General features: G+C 68.6%; 15 protein-coding genes and 1 pseudogene. 3 read left to right on the top strand and 13 right to left on the bottom strand.

From position 1 onward, the window contains the following. Position 1 precedes the first annotated feature (1 nt). Entirely contained in the window at positions 2 to 2,296 is a 2,295-nt protein-coding gene (locus FFS09_RS17565) for a patatin-like phospholipase family protein (protein ID WP_137920194.1), read from the bottom strand. 192 nt (positions 2,297 to 2,488) lie between these two features. Between FFS09_RS17565 and FFS09_RS17570 the strand changes: the two genes are divergently transcribed. Together FFS09_RS17570 and FFS09_RS17575 are read left to right on the top strand one after the other, a co-directional pair. Further along, positions 2,489 to 3,253 (top strand): enoyl-CoA hydratase, encoded by a 765-nt coding sequence (locus tag FFS09_RS17570; protein ID WP_137920195.1) that lies wholly within the window; start codon positions 2,489 to 2,491, stop codon positions 3,251 to 3,253. A gap of 5 nt (positions 3,254 to 3,258) precedes the next feature. Beyond that, positions 3,259 to 4,071 (top strand): AadA family aminoglycoside 3''-O-nucleotidyltransferase, encoded by an 813-nt coding sequence (locus FFS09_RS17575; protein ID WP_137920230.1) that lies wholly within the window; start codon positions 3,259 to 3,261, stop codon positions 4,069 to 4,071. A gap of 24 nt (positions 4,072 to 4,095) precedes the next feature. On the opposite strand, the gene FFS09_RS17580 is transcribed toward FFS09_RS17575, so the two are convergent. Genes FFS09_RS17580 through FFS09_RS17600 form a run of 5 tightly spaced genes read right to left on the bottom strand, consistent with a single transcriptional unit; the run spans position 4,096 to position 9,442 of the window. After that, positions 4,096 to 5,640, bottom strand: a complete 1,545-nt coding sequence (locus tag FFS09_RS17580) for a bifunctional 3-(3-hydroxy-phenyl)propionate/3-hydroxycinnamic acid hydroxylase (RefSeq protein ID WP_137920196.1) — start codon at positions 5,638 to 5,640, stop codon at positions 4,096 to 4,098. Next, positions 5,640 to 6,506, bottom strand: coding sequence for a fumarylacetoacetate hydrolase family protein (locus tag FFS09_RS17585; protein WP_137920197.1), 867 nt, complete (start codon positions 6,504 to 6,506; stop codon positions 5,640 to 5,642). The genes FFS09_RS17580 and FFS09_RS17585 overlap by 1 nt, the downstream gene beginning before the upstream one ends. Before the next feature lie 20 nt (positions 6,507 to 6,526). Then, the gene (locus tag FFS09_RS17590; protein ID WP_137920198.1) at positions 6,527 to 7,432 is read right to left on the bottom strand and encodes a VOC family protein; all 906 of its coding nucleotides are present in this window, start codon (positions 7,430 to 7,432) and stop codon (positions 6,527 to 6,529) included. Next, the gene (locus tag FFS09_RS17595) at positions 7,429 to 8,466 is read right to left on the bottom strand and encodes an amidohydrolase family protein (RefSeq protein ID WP_137920199.1); all 1,038 of its coding nucleotides are present in this window, start codon (positions 8,464 to 8,466) and stop codon (positions 7,429 to 7,431) included. Before FFS09_RS17595 ends, FFS09_RS17590 begins: the two co-directional genes overlap by 4 nt. Before the next feature lie 4 nt (positions 8,467 to 8,470). Beyond that, positions 8,471 to 9,442 carry a Bug family tripartite tricarboxylate transporter substrate binding protein gene (locus FFS09_RS17600; RefSeq protein ID WP_171020083.1) on the bottom strand — a complete coding sequence of 324 codons (972 nt, stop codon included), beginning with the start codon at positions 9,440 to 9,442 and terminating at the stop codon, positions 8,471 to 8,473. Positions 9,443 to 9,567: 125 nt separating this feature from the next. Here FFS09_RS17600 and FFS09_RS17605 point away from each other — a divergent pair, with 125 nt between their 5' ends. Then, positions 9,568 to 10,494 (top strand): LysR family transcriptional regulator, encoded by a 927-nt coding sequence (locus tag FFS09_RS17605; RefSeq protein ID WP_137920201.1) that lies wholly within the window; start codon positions 9,568 to 9,570, stop codon positions 10,492 to 10,494. 7 nt (positions 10,495 to 10,501) lie between these two features. Here FFS09_RS17605 and FFS09_RS31425 read toward each other — a convergent pair whose 3' ends face one another. The 7 genes and pseudogenes from FFS09_RS31425 to FFS09_RS17640 all read right to left on the bottom strand — a co-directional run. Beyond that, positions 10,502 to 10,624, bottom strand: coding sequence for a hypothetical protein (locus FFS09_RS31425; RefSeq protein ID WP_289509310.1), 123 nt, complete (start codon positions 10,622 to 10,624; stop codon positions 10,502 to 10,504). A 136-nt stretch (positions 10,625 to 10,760) separates the two neighbouring features. Next, a complete protein-coding gene (locus FFS09_RS17615; RefSeq protein WP_137920202.1) occupies positions 10,761 to 11,168 on the bottom strand; it encodes a hypothetical protein in 408 nt (135 codons plus the stop codon). 89 nt (positions 11,169 to 11,257) lie between these two features. Continuing rightward, a complete protein-coding gene (locus FFS09_RS17620; RefSeq protein ID WP_137920203.1) occupies positions 11,258 to 12,031 on the bottom strand; it encodes a hypothetical protein in 774 nt (257 codons plus the stop codon). Between the two features lie 88 nt (positions 12,032 to 12,119). Next, positions 12,120 to 12,542 (bottom strand): GlcG/HbpS family heme-binding protein, encoded by a 423-nt coding sequence (locus FFS09_RS17625; protein ID WP_137920204.1) that lies wholly within the window; start codon positions 12,540 to 12,542, stop codon positions 12,120 to 12,122. Between the two features lie 35 nt (positions 12,543 to 12,577). After that, entirely contained in the window at positions 12,578 to 13,558 is a 981-nt protein-coding gene (locus FFS09_RS17630) for a Bug family tripartite tricarboxylate transporter substrate binding protein (RefSeq protein ID WP_137920205.1), read from the bottom strand. Positions 13,559 to 13,594: 36 nt separating this feature from the next. After that, entirely contained in the window at positions 13,595 to 15,046 is a 1,452-nt protein-coding gene (locus FFS09_RS17635) for an aldehyde dehydrogenase (protein WP_137920231.1), read from the bottom strand. A 114-nt stretch (positions 15,047 to 15,160) separates the two neighbouring features. Beyond that, a pseudogene (locus tag FFS09_RS17640) lies at positions 15,161 to 16,837 on the bottom strand (thiamine pyrophosphate-binding protein); the annotation flags it as partial. Between the last annotated feature and the right edge of the window lie 114 nt (positions 16,838 to 16,951).

Raw genomic sequence — 16,951 nt, forward strand, 5'->3', positions numbered from 1 at the left:
CTCAAGGCCGGCCGAGGAACAGGTACAAGCCGGTGTAGCCGCGCGGCGCGCTCACGATGCTCAGGTACAGCGGGCCAATGCCGGTGTCCGCGCCCACGAACAGACTGGAGCCGGCGCGCATGTCCTTGACCGAAATGTCGCGCCGCGCCGCCCAGGCGTTGCCGGCTTCGATCGAGCCGCCCACGAACAAGGCGCGCGCCACGCCCACGCTGTACGGCAGGCGCTGGTAGTAGGTGAGGCGGCCGAACACCAGGTAGTTGCCGGCGAGCTGGCCCACGCGGTAGCCCGACATCTGCTGGAAGCCGCCCAGCGCGTACTCGTCCAGCGCGCCGATCGGAATCTGGCTCGCGTAGGCGACGCGCGCGCCGACGTTGAACGTGTGCGGGCCCCAGCTCTTCACGGCGGTGGCGGTGCCTTCCAGCCGCGTGAAGCTGCCGCTGTTTTCTTCGTCGCGGAAGGAGCGGCGGCCCATCACGATTTCGCCCTTGGCGCGGTAACCGCGCGAGGGGAAATTGGCGTAGTCGAGCTGGTCGGCGAGCACGGCGGCGCGCACGCCCAGCTCGCTCCACACCAGCGAGCCGCGCGCGTCCTCGGGCGACACGCCGGCGATGAGCTCGGGCTTGACCTTGCGGCGCGCGGCCACCAGGCCCACGCGCATGTCGCCCACGTTGCCCAGCAGGCCCATGGGCCAACCCACGTCCACGCCCACCTGCACACCCTGGCGTTGCAGCAGGGCCGCCATGTCGCCCTCGGGGGTGAAGAACTCGACGCGGCGCAGGCTCGCGTCCACGTACCCCGAAACGAAGCTGTCGCTGCGCAGGGTCAGCGGCTGGTAGAGCTCGGAATAGAGTCCCAGCGTTTCGCCCAACTGGATGCGGTTGCGCCATTCGGCGCCGCTGTCGTTGAGCCAGTGGCGGTTGTGGCTGATGCGCAGGTTGAACGCACCCTGGCCTTCGAAATCGGTGCGCAGGTCCAGGCCGACGCGCAGGTAGTTGGGGCCCCAGGTGTTTTCGCGCAGGTGCACCGTGAGGTCTTCGGCGCCATCGCCGCGGCGCGCCAGGCTGTAGTCCACGCGCTCGTAGTCGCCCGAGGCCGAGAGCGTTTGCAGGTCGCGTTCGAGCTTGGGCACGTCCAGCGGGTGGCCTTGCACGGTGTCCAGCGCGGTGGCCAGTCGCGCGGCATGGGCTTCGTTCACGCCCTCGAACTTGATCGACGCCACCATGCCGATGCGCTCCGCATTCGCCTGCACCTGCGCCTCGCGCGTGGCGGCCCAGTGCTGGTAGCGCGGCGCGTCGACGGCGAAGCGCTTGAGCGCTTCGCTCACCGTCCTGGCGTAGTCGTTGCCGATCTTCACGAGCTCGGGGGCCCTGCCGAAGTCGGCCGAGGAGATCGTGCCCAGCGGCGGCGCGAGCAGCAGGTCTTTCGTCGTCAGCGTGGCGATGCTGGTCTGCACGTTCTGCTCGGTGAGGATGTTCACCATCTGCGTGGTGATGCCGACCACGCTGCCCAGCGTCTCGCGCCCGGCCAGCGGTGTGCCGATGTTGACCGCGATCACCACGTCCGCACCCATGCGGCGCGCCACGTCCACCGGCAGGTTGTCCACCAGCCCGCCATCGCCCAGGATGCGCCCGTCCACCTCCAGCGGCGAGAACACGCCCGGCACCGACATGCTCGCGCGCAGCGCGGCGGCCATGTCGCCATGGTCCATCACCACCGCCTTGCCGGTCTCCATGTCGGTGGCCACCGCGCGAAACGGCGTGGGCAGACCGTCGAAGGTGGCCAGGTGGCGGGTGGAGAGCGTGTAGCGCCGCAGCAGCATTTCCAGCGAGCGGGTGGACACCGCGCCCGTGGGCAGCACGAACGCGCCGTCGCGAAAGCCGAGCATCAGCACCGGCGAGAGCTCGAAGTCTTCTTCCTTGCGGCGCTGCGAGAGCAACTGGCGCGGTTCACGGCGGTCGAACAGGTCGCCCCATTGCACGGACAGGATCTCGCGCTCCAGCTCATCGGCCGTCATGCCGCTGGCGTAGAGCCCGCCGATGATCGCGCCCATGGAGGTGCCCACGATCAGGTCCACCGGCACCTTCGCCGCCTCCAGCGCCTTGAGCACGCCCACGTGCGCGAAGCCGCGCGCGCCACCGCCCGAGAGCACCAGGCCCACGCGCGGGCGCGGCACGGGGGGCGCCTCTGCCTCGGGCGCCGCCTGGGCGTGCGTGGACGGCAGGGCGCCGAGCAGGGCGGCGGCGAACAGCGCGGCGATCAGGCTGCGCGGCGCGCAATGGGTCAGGAAGGTCGGCATGGGAGGCACCTGGGGCTGCATGGGGCCGTGCGGGAGGCGCGGCAAAGCCGCCAGTGTAGGGGCCTGGCCAAGGCGCCGTGGCGGTGAAACATGCTGTCACCGAGTGGTCATGTCCCCGGCAGCCCGCTCCAGAAAAGCACGCCGCTTCGTGGTAATTTGCAGCCTCCTTTTTTGCACCACACGGGACACCCCATGAGCGACATCCTCGTCCACACCGAAGCCGGCGTCTGCACCCTCACGTTCAACCGCCCCGACAAGAAGAACTCCATCACCGCCGCCATGTACGGCGCGTTGGCCGACGCGCTGGATGCGGCGAAGGACGATGCGGCCGTGCGCTGCGTGGTGTTCCAGGGCAACGAAACCACCTTCAGCGCCGGCAACGACATCGGCGACTTCCTCAACAACCCGCCTGCCACGGTGGACTCGCCGGTGTTCCGTTTCCTGCGCGGCATCGCGCAGTTCCCCAAGCCGATGGTCGCCGCCGTGTGCGGCCCGGCCGTGGGCGTGGGCACGACGATGCTGTTCCATTGCGACCTGGTGTATGCCGGCGACAACGCCGCCTTCTCTATGCCCTTCGTGAACCTGGGCCTGTGCCCGGAAGCGGCGTCGAGCCTTCTGGTGCCGCAGATGCTGGGCTACCACCGTGCCGCCGAGGCGCTGTTGCTGGGCGAGCCCTTCATGGCCGAGGCGGCGTTGGAAGTCGGGCTGGTCAACCGCGTGCTGCCGCCGATGGAAACAGCCGGCTACGCGCAGACCGTGGCGCGCAAGCTCGCGGCCAAGCCGCTCAGCGCACTGGTCGAGACCAAGCGTCTGATGAAGAAGGGGCAGCTCAAGCAGGTGCTGGAGGTGATGACCGAGGAGGGCGCGAGCTTTGGCCGCATGCTGGGCGAGCCGGCGGCGAAGGAGGCGTTCGGCGCGTTCATGGAGCGCAGGAAGCCGGATTTTTCGAAGCTGTGACGGACATCCCGGGTCCGGGAACGCGGCCACCCGCCGACATCGCGGCGCAGCTCGCCCGCGCCCGCACCGTGCTGGAGCGCCACCTTTCTGGCGCCATGCAATCCCTGCATCTCTTCGGCTCCGCCGTGGCCGGTGGGCTGAAGCCGCACAGCGACATCGACCTGCTGGCCACCGTGGACGCGCCGCTGGCCGAACCGCTGCGGCGTGCCTTGATGACGGACCTGTTGTCGGTGTCCGCATGGCCCGGCAGCAGCGCCACCTTGCGCGCGCTGGAGGTGACGGTGCTGGTGCAGGGCGATGTGCTGCCCTGGCGCTACCTGCCCCGGCGTGAGCTGCAGTTTGGCGAATGGCTGCGTGAGGACCTGTTGCGCGGTGTGGTCGAGCCGGCCGTGCCGGACCACGATCTCGCGATCCTGCTGACCGAGGTGCGCCAACACAGCGTGTGTCTGATGGGCGTGCCGGCTGACCAGTTGTTCGCGCCGGTGCCGCGCGCTGACTTTCACAGGGCGCTGCTGGACACGATCGCGCAGTGGAACGGCGCGCAAGACTGGCGGGGCGACGAGCGCAACGTGGTGCTGGCGTTGGCGCGCATCTGGTTCACTGTGGTGACGGGTGGCATCGCGCCGAAGGACGTGGCGGCGGCGTGGGCGTTGTGGCGTTTACCGAGCGACTTGCAGCCCGTGTTGGTCGGCGCGCGCGATGCTTATCTGGGGCTCGCACCCGATGACCTTGCGGATCGTGCGGCGGAGGTAGCCGCCTGGGTGGGGTATGTCAAAGCCGAGATTTCGCGCGTGCCAACGCTGTTTCAGAGGGGGTGAAGGACTTCTCCCCGCACAGCGCCGTCACGCAGCACACACCTCCACCGCGCCCAGCTCTGCCATCCATTCCCTCACCAGGGACTGCACCCCGTCCGCCGCTCGCGCCACCCCGTAGACGTAGTTGTCCGGACGCACGATGGCCGCCACGCATTGGTGGCGTTGAAACCAGCTCTCCGCCACGCCATCGGTCTCCAGCGCATCCTGCGTGCCCAGCGCCACCACGCGCAATCCGGAAGCGGGCACAGCCTGGCCCGGCGCAAGCACCAGCCGCCAGCCGTTGCCCGCGATGGCGTCCATGCGCTGGCGCCCTTGCGCGCTCAGCAGCCAGGGCTGCGGGAACAGGCTGCCGCGCGCGGCATGGTCTTGTGGTGCCAGCAAGCCCGTTTCCAGGCGCGGCAGGATGTCCTGGCGCGGCGTGTCCTTCACCACGCCATGGCACTGCGCCAACATCGATGCATCGCGTTCGCGCGCCTTCGCCGGATCGCGTTCGCAGATCACCGCACCCACGTGCTTGATGCGGCTGGTGAGCTCGCGCACGTGGGCCTTGCGTTCGATGCCGTAGCTGTCCAGCAGTTGCTCGGCGCTCGCGCCCACGACCTCGCCGCGCAGCACGGCGGCGAGTTTCCACGACAGGTTGGCCGCATCGCGAATGCCCTGGCACATGCCCTGCCCGAGGAACGGCGGCTGCATGTGCGCGGCATCGCCCGCGAGGAACACGCGGCCCTTGCGCCAGTCCTGCGCCACCAGGGCGTGGAAGCGGTAGCTCGCCTGGCGCCACAGTTGGCCGTCGTCGGGTGTGAGCCAGCGCGAGAGCAAGCGCCAGGTGGCGTCATCGGTCGCCACCTCGCGCGGGTCCTCGCCGGGCTTGAGCGAGATCTCCCAACGGCGGTGGTTCTTCGGACCGATCACCAGCGTGCACGGCCGCTCGGGCTCGCAGTACTGCACGCTCACCGGGGGCAGTTTGGCCAGCCCGCGCTCGTTCACCAGCACGTCCACCACCAGCCAGGGCTCGTCGAAGTCGAGGTCTTCGAGTGGCATGTCGAGTCGCGTGCGCACCGTGCTGGAGCCACCGTCGCAAGCGATAGCGTAGCGGGCGCGCACGCTCTTGTCTTCACCGGCGCGGATCGACAGGCTCACGCCTTCGGCATCTTGCGACACGGCCGTCATCTCCACACCGAGATCCATCACCACGTTGGGCATCTGCGCCACGCGCTCGCGCAGCACCTTTTCCACGGCGGGCTGGGTGAACACCATCGAGGGCGTGTAGCCCTGCGGGTAGGGCGGCGCGACCATCGTCATGCGGCGGATCAACTGCCCATCCACACCGAAGTACTCGGAAGGCGTGAACGGCTCGCAGAACGGCGCGACCGCATCGGCCACGCCGAGCTGCTGGAACACGCGCATGATCTCGTGGTCCAGCGCAATGGCGCGCGGGATCTCGTACACCTCCTTGAGCCGATCGCACACGTAGACGCTCAGTCCCGCCTGGCCGAGCAGGCCCGCGGCAACCACGCCCGACGGGCCGCAGCCCACGATCGCCACATCGAACACCTGCTGCTGCATGGTCATCAGGCCTGTTCGTTGACGATGGGATTGACCAAGGTGCCGATGCGCTCGATCTCCACCTCGTAGGTGTCGCCGGCCTTCATCCACACCGGCGGCGTGCGCGCCTGGCCCACGCCCGCGGGCGTGCCCATCACGATCACGTCGCCCGGCTCCAGCGTGAGCACCTCGGCCAGCAGCGCGATGGTTTCGGCCACGTTGAAGATCATGTCGCTGGTGTTCGCGTCCTGCATCACCTGGCCGTTGAGGCGGCCCTGGATCTTCAGGCCCACCGCGCCCGGTGGCAGTTCGTCGGCGCTGACCAGCACCGGGCCAAAGCCGCCCGTGCTATCGAAGTTCTTGCCGATGGTCCATTGCGGCGTGCGCTTCTGGTAATCGCGCACGCTCATGTCGTTGAAGGGGGTGTAGCCGAACACGTACTGAAGCGCGTCGGCTTCCTTCGTGTGGCGCGGCACGCGGCGGCCGATCACCACCGCGAGTTCGGCCTCGTAGTCGAACTTCGACGAGACCTTGGGCACCACGCCGGCCTCGCCGTGCGCGATGAGCGACGAGGCGCCGCGGAAGAAGAACCACGGGTAGTCGGGCTTGTCGCGTCCACCTTCCTTGGCGTGGTCGAAGTAGTTCAGGCCCAGGCACACGATCTTGCCGGGTTCGGGCACCAGGGGGGCGAGCTTTGCGGCGGCCAGGGGTTGGCGCGCGGTGGCGCTCGCCACGGTGGCGCGCGCGGCCGCGTCCAGGTCGATGCCGGCTTTCAAGGCGGCGCACAGATCGGACGGCACGTGGGCTTGCGCGTCGTTCAGGTCGATCAGGTCGGTGCCGTCAACGACAGCCAGGCGGGGTGCGCCATCGCGCAGGTAGGTGGTGAATTGCATGGTGCTTCTGCTTTCGGGAGTCAAGGAGAGGGAACGAAGAACACGCGGCGTTGCGCTTCCTTCAAGGTGGCGGTGGGCGGGGCCGAGATGCCCCACTGGTCGACGCGGCCGGGTGGCCACTTCCAGTCGGCCGGTCCGCGGGGCTGGTAGGTCTCGTCGACCTGCTCCACCTCGGCGGTGTATTCGATGACGATGCCGAACGGGTCGATGAAGTAGTTGAAGAGGTTGTCGCCCGGGCCGTGGCGGCCGGGGCCCCATTGAATGGGATGGCCCGCGTCCTTCATGCGGCCACCGCCGCGCATCACCGACTCGCTATCGGGCATCAGGAAGGCGATGTGGTTGAGCGCGTCGTTGTCGGCCACGCCCACCGCGAGCGTGTGGTGGTCGCGGTTGCAATTCATGAAGGCGATGGCCATGGTTCGGTCGGCCAGGGTGAAGCCGAACGCCTGTGTGAGAAAGGCTTGCGTGTCGTCCACCGCGTGGCTGTTGAGCACCACGTGCGTCAGGCGAACCGGCTTGTCGCGTTGCGGACCGAGGTCTTCGCCGCGCGTGTCGCCATGCACCACCTGGAACACGCGGCCGTGCGGGTCGAGCAGCGTGAGGCCGGTACCACCGGCGGGGTTCTTCGTGAGCGGGCCGATGGGCGACAGGACCGTGCCCCCCGCGCGCGGCACGGCCTCGGCCACGGCGTGCAGTGCTTCGATGCTGCGCGCCCGCAAGGTCACCTGGCGGATCTGCGGCACCTCGCCGCCCGCATACAGCGCGAGCAGGTGGTGGTCGCTGCCGCTGCCGCGCAGGTAGATGGCGTTGTCGCTGCGGTGCGCCACGTCCAGGCGCCACACCTGCGTGTAGAAGGTTTCGGCCTGCGCCAGGTCGGGGACGTTGAGTGCGACGCTGCGCACGGCTTCGATCCAGGGGGAGCTCATGGGGTGGTCACTTTCATGTGCCGATTCAGGAAGCGCTCGGCGTTGTGTTGCACCAGCTGCGCGGTGATGGCGTCATCGAAGCCAGCGGATTCGATGCGTTGCACCGGTGTGGCGTCGTGGAAATTGAACGGGTAGTCGGTGCCGACCATCAGCTGCGTCTCGCCAAAACTGGCCACGAGGTGGCGCAGCGTGGGCGCGTCGAACACCAGGGTGTCGTAGAACAGGCGGCGTGCCTGCTCGGTGGGGGATGCCAGCACGGTGTCTTTCAGTGCGGGGAACACGCCCCAGCCCTGTTGCAGGCGCGGCAACAACGAGGCGAGCGTGCCGCCGCCGTGGCTGAACGCGATGCGCAGTTGGGGCCGGCGCACCAGCAGGTTGCTGGTGATGACGGACGCGGCGGCCAGGCCCACGTCGCTCGGGTAACCCAGCACCTGTTGCAGTGGCGCGGGACCGACCAGCCGCTCCATGCCAGCCGGTCGGATCGCGTGCACGAACACCGCCGCGTCCAGGGCCTCGCAGGCTTCGAAGAACGGGTCGAACTGCGGGGCGCCCACGGGCACGCCGTTGATGTTGCTGCCGATTTCCACGCCGGGAAAGCCCAGCGTCTTCACCACGTACTCGAGTTCGCGGATGGCAAGGTCCACGTCCTGCAGCGGCACGGCGCCCAGGCCCGCGAGATGGCCGCCGCTCTCGGCCACCATCGCCGCGATCTGGTCGTTCAGGTAGCGCAGCAGCTGTTGCGCGTCGGCCGCGTCCATCCAGTATGAGAGCAGCTCGGGCATGGGCGAGACCACCTGCAGGTCCAGACCCATGGCGGGCAGGTCCTGCAGGCGCTTGGCCACGTCCCAGCACTTGTCGACGACGGTGCGGTAGTTCTTGCCCGCGATCATCACGCTGCGGTGGCAGGCCTGCGCCGGCGCCATCGACGGCCAGTCGGCTGGCACGGTGCGGCCGATGTAAGCCGGGAAGTTCTCGGGCACGACGTGCGAGTGCACGTCGACACCGCCACAGGCACAGCGCATCACGGACGGCATGCCTTCACTCCGCCGTGATGCCCAGGGTCTTGATGACCTCGCGCCAGCGCGCGTGCTCGCCGCGCATGAAGACATCGAACTCGGCGACCGACATCTTCTTCTCCGCCAACGAACCCAGCTGCTGCATGCGCGCCACCACCTCGGGCTGGCTCAGCACCGTTTCCATGTCGCGGTTCAAACGCGCCACCACGTCGGCCGGCGTGCCGGCGGGTGCGAACACGCCGTTCCAGCCGGTGTACTCGAAGCCGGGGAAGGTTTCGCTGAGCGCGGGCACGTTGGGCATGTCGGCCTGGCGCTGCGCCGTGCTGATGGCCAGGGCCTTCAACTGACCGCTCTTGATGAACGGGGTGAGCGCGGCATCGGGCAGGCAGACCAGTGGCACGCGACCACCGATCACGTCCTGGATCGCTTCGGGAGCCTTGGTATATGGCACATGGTTGAGCTGCACGCCGGCCTTGGCCGCGACGCTGTCGGCCAGCATGCCGGAGAAGGTCTTGGGGCCTTCGGTGGCGATCGACACCGTGCCCGGCTTGGCCTTGGCCAGCGCGAGGGCTTCGGCCAGGTCCTTGGCGGGGAAGCCCGCAGCGGCCGCGATCACGAACGGGCTGCGGCCCACCAGGCGCACCGGCACGAAGTCTTTCACCGGGTCGTAGGGCAGGGCCTTGAAGGTGAAGGCGTTGGTGACCATCGCGGCGGTGGTCGCGTAGTAGAAGGTGTAGCCGTCGGCCGGCGAGCGCGCGGCGGCTTGCGCGCCGATCACGTTCTGTCCGCCGGGCTTGTTCTCCACCACGAGCGACTGGTTCCACAGTCGGCCCAGTTGGTCGGCAAGGTAACGCGCCAGGATGTCGGGGCCGGCGCCCGCGGGTTGCGAGAGGATGAACTTCACCGGGCGCTGCGGCCACGCCGGGGTTTGTGCGTGCAGCGCACTGGCGAAAGGAAGCAGCACGGCTGCGCGGGCGAAATCACGGCGTTGCATGGACTTGTCTCCAGAAGGTGGCGGCGCCGTGCATGCGGCCCCGTCGGTGGTGAATGCGAGTCCGGATGCTAGGCAGGCTACTCCCATCTGTACAGACGATGACGTGAATTCATAGAATCCATGCCATGGATATCCGAAATGTGGACTTGAACCTGCTCGTGGTGCTGGATGCGCTGTCGCGCCACCGCAGCGTGGGCCGTGCCGGGGAGGCCCTGGGCCTGAGCCAGCCGGCCACCAGCGCGGCCCTGGCGCGGCTGCGCGTGGTCTTTGACGACGCGCTGTTCGTGCGCGCCGGCACGCAGATGAAGCCGACGCCGCGCGCGCTCGAACTCGGCCCGGTGGTGCACCGGGTGGTGGAGACGATCAACCACGAGATCCTGCAGCAGGCCAGCTTTGATCCGGCGCGCGCCGAGCGCAGCTTCACCCTGCTCACGCCCGACATTGGTGAGGTGGCTTTTCTGCCGGGCGTGTTGCGGCGCTTGCGGCACGAAGCGCCCTCGGTGCGGCTGCACGCGATCGCCAAGCCGCGCGAGGCCGCCGCCGAAGCGCTGGCCTCGGGCGACGCAGATCTGGCGGTGGGCTTTTTCCCGGATCTGAAGAAAGCCGGGTTCTTCCAGCAGGGTCTGTTCAAGACCTCCTACGCCTGCATCGCCTGCGCGCGCGTGGGGCCGGGTGTGGCGCGCATGACGCAGAAGCAATACCTGGCCGCGCGCCACGTGGTGGTGCTGCCCGATGGCCGCGAACACCTGCTGGACCGCTACCTCGACACCAAGGGCTGGCGCCGCCACGTGACGCTGGAACTCTCGCACTTCATGAGCCTGCTCGCGCTGTTGCCGGGCACCGATCTCGTGGCCACGGTGCCGGAAGACATTGCCACCGTGATGGAGCGGCACATCCCGATCCAGCGCATTGCGTTGCCGTTCAAGCCTCCGGTGATCGAGGTGCAGCAGTTCTGGCACCGGCGCATGCAGAACGACCCGGGACACCGCTGGCTGCGGGGCCTGTTCCACGAGGTCAACCGGCGCGAGGCGAACGCGGTGATGCCGCGCTAGACACTTGCTAGCCCTGCGGCGGCTTCTGCTCGCTGGGGGTTTCCGGCGTGAAGAGTGGCGCGTTGCCAGGGGTGCCCGTGCTCCTGTTCTCGGGCTCGGGCACGAAGGGGCTCAGATCGATCCCACCCATGAACATGGGTCCGACGTCGGTGGCCGTTGTGCCGGTCGTGCTGGTGGTTGCCGTGGTACTGGTGGTGGAGGTTGTTGTGGTTATCGCGGTGGACGTGGTCGTGGTGGTCGCCCCGGAACGCGCGTTCCTTGCCGCCTCAAAAGCTTTGGACGCGCCGGCCGGCCGTCCGTGCGGCCGCTTCCACGAGACCACCGTGGTCGATGGCGTCCTCGGCCAGCAAGCGCTTTATCGCGTCGACGTCGTCGTTTTCGTTCGCCTGCCACAGCAGCGCGTTCGCGCCGTAGGCATTCTTCGCGTTCAGAACTCGCTCGTTGACATCGCTGGCGACCTGCAGCGAAGACGCCATCGATGCGGTCGCGGCAACGTTTTGGGCGCGGCGATTGCGCGCGGCGAGCGCTTCAAAAAGCCCGTTGGCGTGGTCCTTCAGTGCGTTGAACGTCTCGAACGCCAGGGTGCGGGCGTCCTGATCGACGTCGTTGCCAAAATACAGCTCGAAACCCTCCGGTGGGTCCTCGGTGTCTTCGGAGCCCGGGTCGTTGTGCATGAAGCCGTGGACGCGGCCGTCGCTGGTGCGCAGGTAGTCGTCGTCGAACTGGTCGGGCAGCAGGATGGTTTCCAGCGTGGAGTTCGTCTTCAGGGCGTCCAGCAGGATGACGGTCGACGCCAGGTCGATGTAGCACCTGGAAAGACCAGGTGCTTCAGCGTCTTGTTGTCTTTGAGCGCCGCGAAGAGGGCGTTCAGGATGCCGGGCGCGAAGGGGAGTCCATGGAACGTCAGCGACTCCAGGCGAAAGTTCGGGCTCGCCAGCGCTGTCGCCAGGGATCTCGACGGCATGACCATGTCGAGATCGCCACCGGCCAGGCGAACGAAGTCGCTCATGGCTTCGCCCGCTGTCCTGGATGGCAGGCCTTCCGTCCACTTGAAATGCCGATGTGCGTGAGCGTTTTGCAAGCCACCAGGCCGTCCGCCAGCGTCGCGTAACTCGCCAGGTCCTGTTCGTCGGGCCTCGATCATCTCGAGCGGGGAGGTGGGCTTCCAATCGGCCGGCAACTCGAGGACCCATGAACTCTTGAAGGGCGTTCCGTCGGCCTCCGCGGCCGACTCCTGAATCTGGTTGTACGCCGAGAAGACATCCACGAACACCGCATACGCCTCACAGCGGATCAGTTCGTTGAACACGAACGTCGCCGTGGCGAGGTCGTGGGGGAATTGCTTGCCGGTGGCGACAAATCCGAGAAAGTCTTCCACTGCCGCGTGGTCCTGCAAGTGCAGGTCCCGCGCGGCCACCAGCCACTGCTTCAGCGTCTCGACCTGATCTTGTCGCGGCCGCTTCGCCGCGTTCTGCTCGATGTAGGGATTGGGGCGCTTGGGTCCTTCGGGGGAGTCGGGACTGGGGTTGGTGCGCATGTCCACCTCGCGTGTTGAACGGCAACGCGCCGTTTTGACAGTTGAGTGGCGCGCAGGCCCCTGCAGTTCCACGCCGCAGCCGACGGGATCAGCCGCTGACGAGACCCGCCGCCGCCACGCCGGTCATGCAGATCAACTCGTCCTCATCGCCGGTGCCGCCGCTGGCGCCCACCGCGCCGAGCAGTTGGCCTTGCGCGTTCTTGATCACCACCGCACCGGTCTGCGGCAGGAACTTGCCGTCGGATGTGGCGGCGAGCGAGACGAAGAAGTTCGGGTTGCCCTTGGCGCGTTCGCCCAGCGTGCGGCTGGACACGCCCATGCCGACCGCACCCCAGGCCTTCGCCCGCGCAATGTCAAAGCGGAACATGCTCGCGCCGTCTTCGCTGGCGAAGGCCTTCAGGTTGCCCGACGCGTCGAGCACGGCGATGCCCATGGGCTGGTAACCCATCTCGCGGGATTTCGCGAGAGCGGCGGTGATGATGTGTTGGGCTTGGTCGAGGGTGAGGTTCATGTTGAGAGGGGGTTGATGGGTTGTTGCGGGTCGCGTCAATCTTCCGGCTTGAAACCGGTGACCTTCACCACGTTGCCCCAGAAAGCGTGATTCTCACGGATGGCTTTGGTCAGGCCTTCGGGCGACACCCGCATGACCTCCAGGCCGTTCTTGTCGATCACGTCCTTCATCGCCGGCGCAGCCAGCGCGTCGTTCACGGCCGCGTTGAGCGCGGCCACCTTGGCCTTGTCCATGCCGGCCGGGCCGTACCACCCGAGCCAGTCGACGAAGGCGACGTCCTTGTAGCCGAGTTCGGTCAGCGTGGGCGTGTCGGGCAGGGCCTTCCAGCGCGTCGGCGCCGAGACCGCGAGCGCGCGCAAGCTGCCCGAGCGGATGTGTGGCAGCACCTCGCTCACCACGTTGAAGCTGACCGGGATCTGGCCACCGCGCAGGTCGGTGAGCAGCGGCGCGCCGCCCTTGTACGGCACGGCCTGCATGTCCACGCCGGATTGTTTGCCCAGCATCGCGCCGGCCAGGTGCAGCGAGGAGCCCGTGGCCGGCACGCCGTAGTTGGCCTGGCCCGGGTTGGCCTTGGCCCACTTCAGGTAGTCGGCCACGGTGCGGATCTCGGCCGGCAGGCCCGGGCCGGCGGTGAACACCGCCGTATAGGTGCACAGACCGGCGATGCACGTGAAGTCCGCCAGCGTGTCGTAGGGCAGCTTCTTGAAGACGTGCGGGTGCAGCGTCATCACCGAACTCGGGCAGCCGAACAGGGTGTTGCCGTCGGGCGCGGAACGCTTGACGAACTCGGCCGCGATGCGGCCACCCGCGCCGGGCTTGCTGTCGTAAATGATGGGCTGCGGGTACTTGCCGCGCAGTTGGTCGATCAGCGGCCGCGCGACCTGGTCGCCCAGGCCGCCACCGACCGGGAAGCCCGACCACAGGGTCGCGTTGGCGGGCGCCTGCGCCCACACCGGCAAGCCCGTGGTGGCCAGGCCGCCGAGGGCCGCGCCGCGAAGAAGGGTTCTGCGTTGCATGTCTTGTCTCCTAACTCGTTGTGGAACTGAAGTGGATCAGAAGGGGTAGTGGCGCGGCGTGGTCTGCAAGGTGATCCAGCGCAACTCGGTGAACGCCTCGATGCCGGCCTTGCCGCCGAAGCGCCCGTAGCCCGAGGCCTTCACGCCGCCAAACGGCATCTGCGCTTCGTCGTGCACGGTCGGGCCGTTGACATGGCAGATGCCGGACTCGATGCGTTGCGCCACCTGCAGCGCGCGCCCGGCATCGCGGCCGAACACCGCGGCCGACAGGCCATACGGGTTGTCGTTCGCGCAGGCCACGGCCGCGTCCACGCCGTTCACGCGCACCACCGGTTTGACCGGGCCGAAGCTCTCGTCGTGGTAGATGTTCATCTCGCGCGTCACGTGGTCGAGCACGGTCGCGGGCATCAGCGTGTTCTCGGCCTTGCCGCCGCAGACCAGCGTGGCGCCCTTGGCCAGCGCGTCGTCGATCAGCGCGTTGCAACGCTCGACGGTGCGCATGTCGACCACCGAGCCGAGCACGGTCGGTCCCTTGCGCGGGTCACCGAGTGGCAGGCCCACGGCGCGCGCGGCCAGCTTGGCGACGAAGGCGTCGGCCACGCTGTCGTCGACGACGATGCGCTCGGTCGACATGCAGATCTGGCCCGAGTTGGCGAAGCTGCCGAAGATCGCGCCGTCCACCGCCGCGTCGAGATCCGCATCGTCGAGCACCACGAAGGGCGCTTTGCCACCCAGTTCGAGCACCACCGGCTTGAGGTGCTTCGCACAGGTCTGCGCGATCAGTTTGCCCACACCGGTGGAACCGGTGAAGTTCACGCGGCGCACGGCCGGGTGCGCCACCATCGCTTCCACCACGGTGGCCGCATCGGCCGGCGCGTTGGTGATGAAGTTCACCACGCCGGGTGGAAAGCCCGCGTCGTGCAGCGCGTCGATGATCAGGCCGTGCGTGGCCGGGCAGAGTTCGGAGCCTTTGAGCACCACGGTGTTGCCGCAGGCCAGCGGTGTGGCGATGGCGCGCACGGCGAGGATGACGGGCGCGTTCCACGGTGCGATGCCCAGCACCACGCCGGCCGGCACGCGCAGGCCCATGGCCAGGCTGCCAGGCACGTCGGACGGGATCACCTCGCCGCTGATCTGCGTCGTGATGGCCGCCGCTTCCTGCAGCATGCCGGCGGCCAGGTGCACGTTGAAGCCGGCCCAGGGCGCGGCCGCGCCGGTCTCACCCGCCATGGCGGCGGTGAACTGCGCGGCGCGCGCTTCGAGCGCGGTGGCGGCCTTGAGCAGCAGCGCGCGCCGCTCGCCCGGGCCGGTGGCCGACCAGGCGGGGAAGGCGGCAGCGGCAGCGTCCACCGCGCGCACCGCGTCCTGCTCCGTGGCGGCCGGTGCGCGCGTGGCCACCTGGCCGTCCAGCGGGTTGCGCCGCTCGAAAGTCTTGCCCGATTCGGCGGCGGCTTTTTCGCCGCCGATCAGCATGCGGATGTCGTTCAACAGTTTCTCCTTGGGGGTTTCGACACGGGTCAGCGACTGAAAGCCGTACTTGTTCATGCTGACGAATTGGCCCACGGCGGGGTGGGGAAGGAACCGGGTGCGGCAGTCGAGCACGGCGGGCAGGCCGGAGTCGATCGCGCGCTGCAGGGCGGCGGCGATGTCGCCGGCGCGCGTGACCACCTCGCCGTGGCAACCGAAGCCGCGCGCGATGGCCGCGTAGTCGGTGTCTTCCAGCGCGGTGGCCATCTCGAAATCCAGGCCCGCTTTCTGGCCCATGCGGATCACGCCCCAGGCCGCGTTGTTGTGGACCACGGTGATGACGGGCAGGCGGTAGCGGCGCGCGGTGTCCAGTTCGTTGAGCGTGAAGCCGAACGCGCCGTCGCCGGTGATGTTGAGCACGGTCTGGTGCGGGAATTGCGACTTCAGCGCGATCGCCGCCGGCAGGCCGTAGCCGAGGTGGGCCATGCCGGGTTCGTGGAAGCGCGTGCGCACACCGTGCACGGGCGTGAGGTCGTTGCTCCAGAAGGTGGTGTGGCCGCCGTCGTAGACCGCGAGCGCGTCGTGCGGCATGGCATCGCCCACGGCCTTGGCCAGCGCGGCGGGGTGCATGGTTTCTTCGGTGTCGGCGGCCATCACGGCCAGCTTGCGTTCGTAGCGCGCGCGCACCGCGCGGACCTCGGACAACCACGAACGGTGCGGCGGCGCTTCGTCGCCGAGTGCGGCCAGCAGATCGCGCAAGGCCTCGCCCGCGTCGGCCTGCATGGCGATCTCATGCACCGCGGCACCGCCGAGCGCGGAGGGGTCGACGTTGATGTTGATGAGCCGGTGGTGGCGCCGCGCCAGCGCGCCGCGCTCGTCCCACATCCACGAAGACCAGCGGCAACCGATGCTGACGATCACGTCGGCGCGCTCGAAGGCCACTTTCACCGCCTCGCCCGCGATGATGCCGCCGTGGCCGATGAAAAACGGGCTGTCCGACGGCACCACGCCCAGCGCCATCTGCGTGGGCACCACTGGCGCGTTCAACCGCTGCGCGAGCGCGCGCAGCGCATCCGCCGCACCGGCCGCCACCACGCCACCCCCGCCCACGATGAGCGGGCGTTTCGCGCCACGCAGCAAGGCCACCGCCGCGTCCACCAGGGCGGCGGCCGGGCGCGGGCCCAGCGTGGCGCGGTAGCGCTGCGGCGCCAGCTCGAACTCGTCGGCCGCGAAGGCGTGCACCTCGCCCAGCACGTCCTGTGGAATGTCCAGGTGCACCGGGCCGGGCCTCCCGCTCAGCGCCTCGCGAAACGCGCGCCGCGCCAGCTCGGGCATGCGGCGCCCGTCGTTCACCACGGCGTTCCATTTGGTCAGGGGCGCGGTGACCGCGCGCGTGTCCATGTCCATGAACACGCCGTTGTGCGGGTAGGCGCTGGCGCGGTGCTGGTTGGTGGTTATCGCCAGCAGCGGCAGGTTGTTGTTGAACGCCACGCCCAGGCCCGAGGCCATGTTCAGACCGCCCGGCCCCAGTTCGCCCACGGCCACCGCGAGCTTGCCGGTGCCGGCGTGCAGCGCGGCCGCCATCATCGGCCCGGCGGCTTCGTGGCGCACACCGATGAAACGGATGCGCGGCTCCCGGCTGAGCGCATGGAACAGCGGCGAGAGCTTGCCGCCGACGATGCCGAACACCGTGTCCACGCCCTCGGCCAGCAGCACCTGCACCAAGGCCTGCGCGCCGTTGAGGCGCAACGGCGGGCGCTGTGTGGCGGGCGCCTGCGCGGCAGGGGCATCGAGCGGTGGGTTGCGGGTCATGGAAAAATCGGGTCGGTCATTCGAGGAACGGATGATGCGTGGCCACCGCGCACAAAGCGATGGACGATTCGGCCCGACCCTTGTAGTTTTCCGGCATCCGATGACAATCGCTCT

The organism is Hydrogenophaga sp. 2FB, assembly GCF_005503365.1.
GTDB lineage: Bacteria > Pseudomonadota > Gammaproteobacteria > Burkholderiales > Burkholderiaceae_C > Hydrogenophaga.

Excerpts from the sequence above, each read along its gene's own strand:
- FFS09_RS17565 (WP_137920194.1), bottom strand. The coding sequence starts at position 2,296 with ATGCCGACCTTCCTGACCCATTGCGCGCCGCGCAGCCTGATCGCCGCG.
- FFS09_RS17570 (WP_137920195.1), top strand. The coding sequence starts at position 2,489 with ATGAGCGACATCCTCGTCCACACCGAAGCCGGCGTCTGCACCCTCACG.
- FFS09_RS17580 (WP_137920196.1), bottom strand. The coding sequence starts at position 5,640 with ATGACCATGCAGCAGCAGGTGTTCGATGTGGCGATCGTGGGCTGCGGC.
- FFS09_RS17585 (WP_137920197.1), bottom strand. The coding sequence starts at position 6,506 with ATGCAATTCACCACCTACCTGCGCGATGGCGCACCCCGCCTGGCTGTC.
- FFS09_RS17590 (WP_137920198.1), bottom strand. The coding sequence starts at position 7,432 with ATGAGCTCCCCCTGGATCGAAGCCGTGCGCAGCGTCGCACTCAACGTC.
- FFS09_RS17595 (WP_137920199.1), bottom strand. The coding sequence starts at position 8,466 with ATGCCGTCCGTGATGCGCTGTGCCTGTGGCGGTGTCGACGTGCACTCG.
- FFS09_RS17600 (WP_171020083.1), bottom strand. The coding sequence starts at position 9,442 with ATGCAACGCCGTGATTTCGCCCGCGCAGCCGTGCTGCTTCCTTTCGCC.
- FFS09_RS17605 (WP_137920201.1), top strand. The coding sequence starts at position 9,568 with ATGGATATCCGAAATGTGGACTTGAACCTGCTCGTGGTGCTGGATGCG.
- FFS09_RS31425 (WP_289509310.1), bottom strand. The coding sequence starts at position 10,624 with ATGGGTGGGATCGATCTGAGCCCCTTCGTGCCCGAGCCCGAGAACAGG.
- FFS09_RS17615 (WP_137920202.1), bottom strand. The coding sequence starts at position 11,168 with ATGCACAACGACCCGGGCTCCGAAGACACCGAGGACCCACCGGAGGGT.
- FFS09_RS17620 (WP_137920203.1), bottom strand. The coding sequence starts at position 12,031 with ATGCGCACCAACCCCAGTCCCGACTCCCCCGAAGGACCCAAGCGCCCC.
- FFS09_RS17625 (WP_137920204.1), bottom strand. The coding sequence starts at position 12,542 with ATGAACCTCACCCTCGACCAAGCCCAACACATCATCACCGCCGCTCTC.
- FFS09_RS17630 (WP_137920205.1), bottom strand. The coding sequence starts at position 13,558 with ATGCAACGCAGAACCCTTCTTCGCGGCGCGGCCCTCGGCGGCCTGGCC.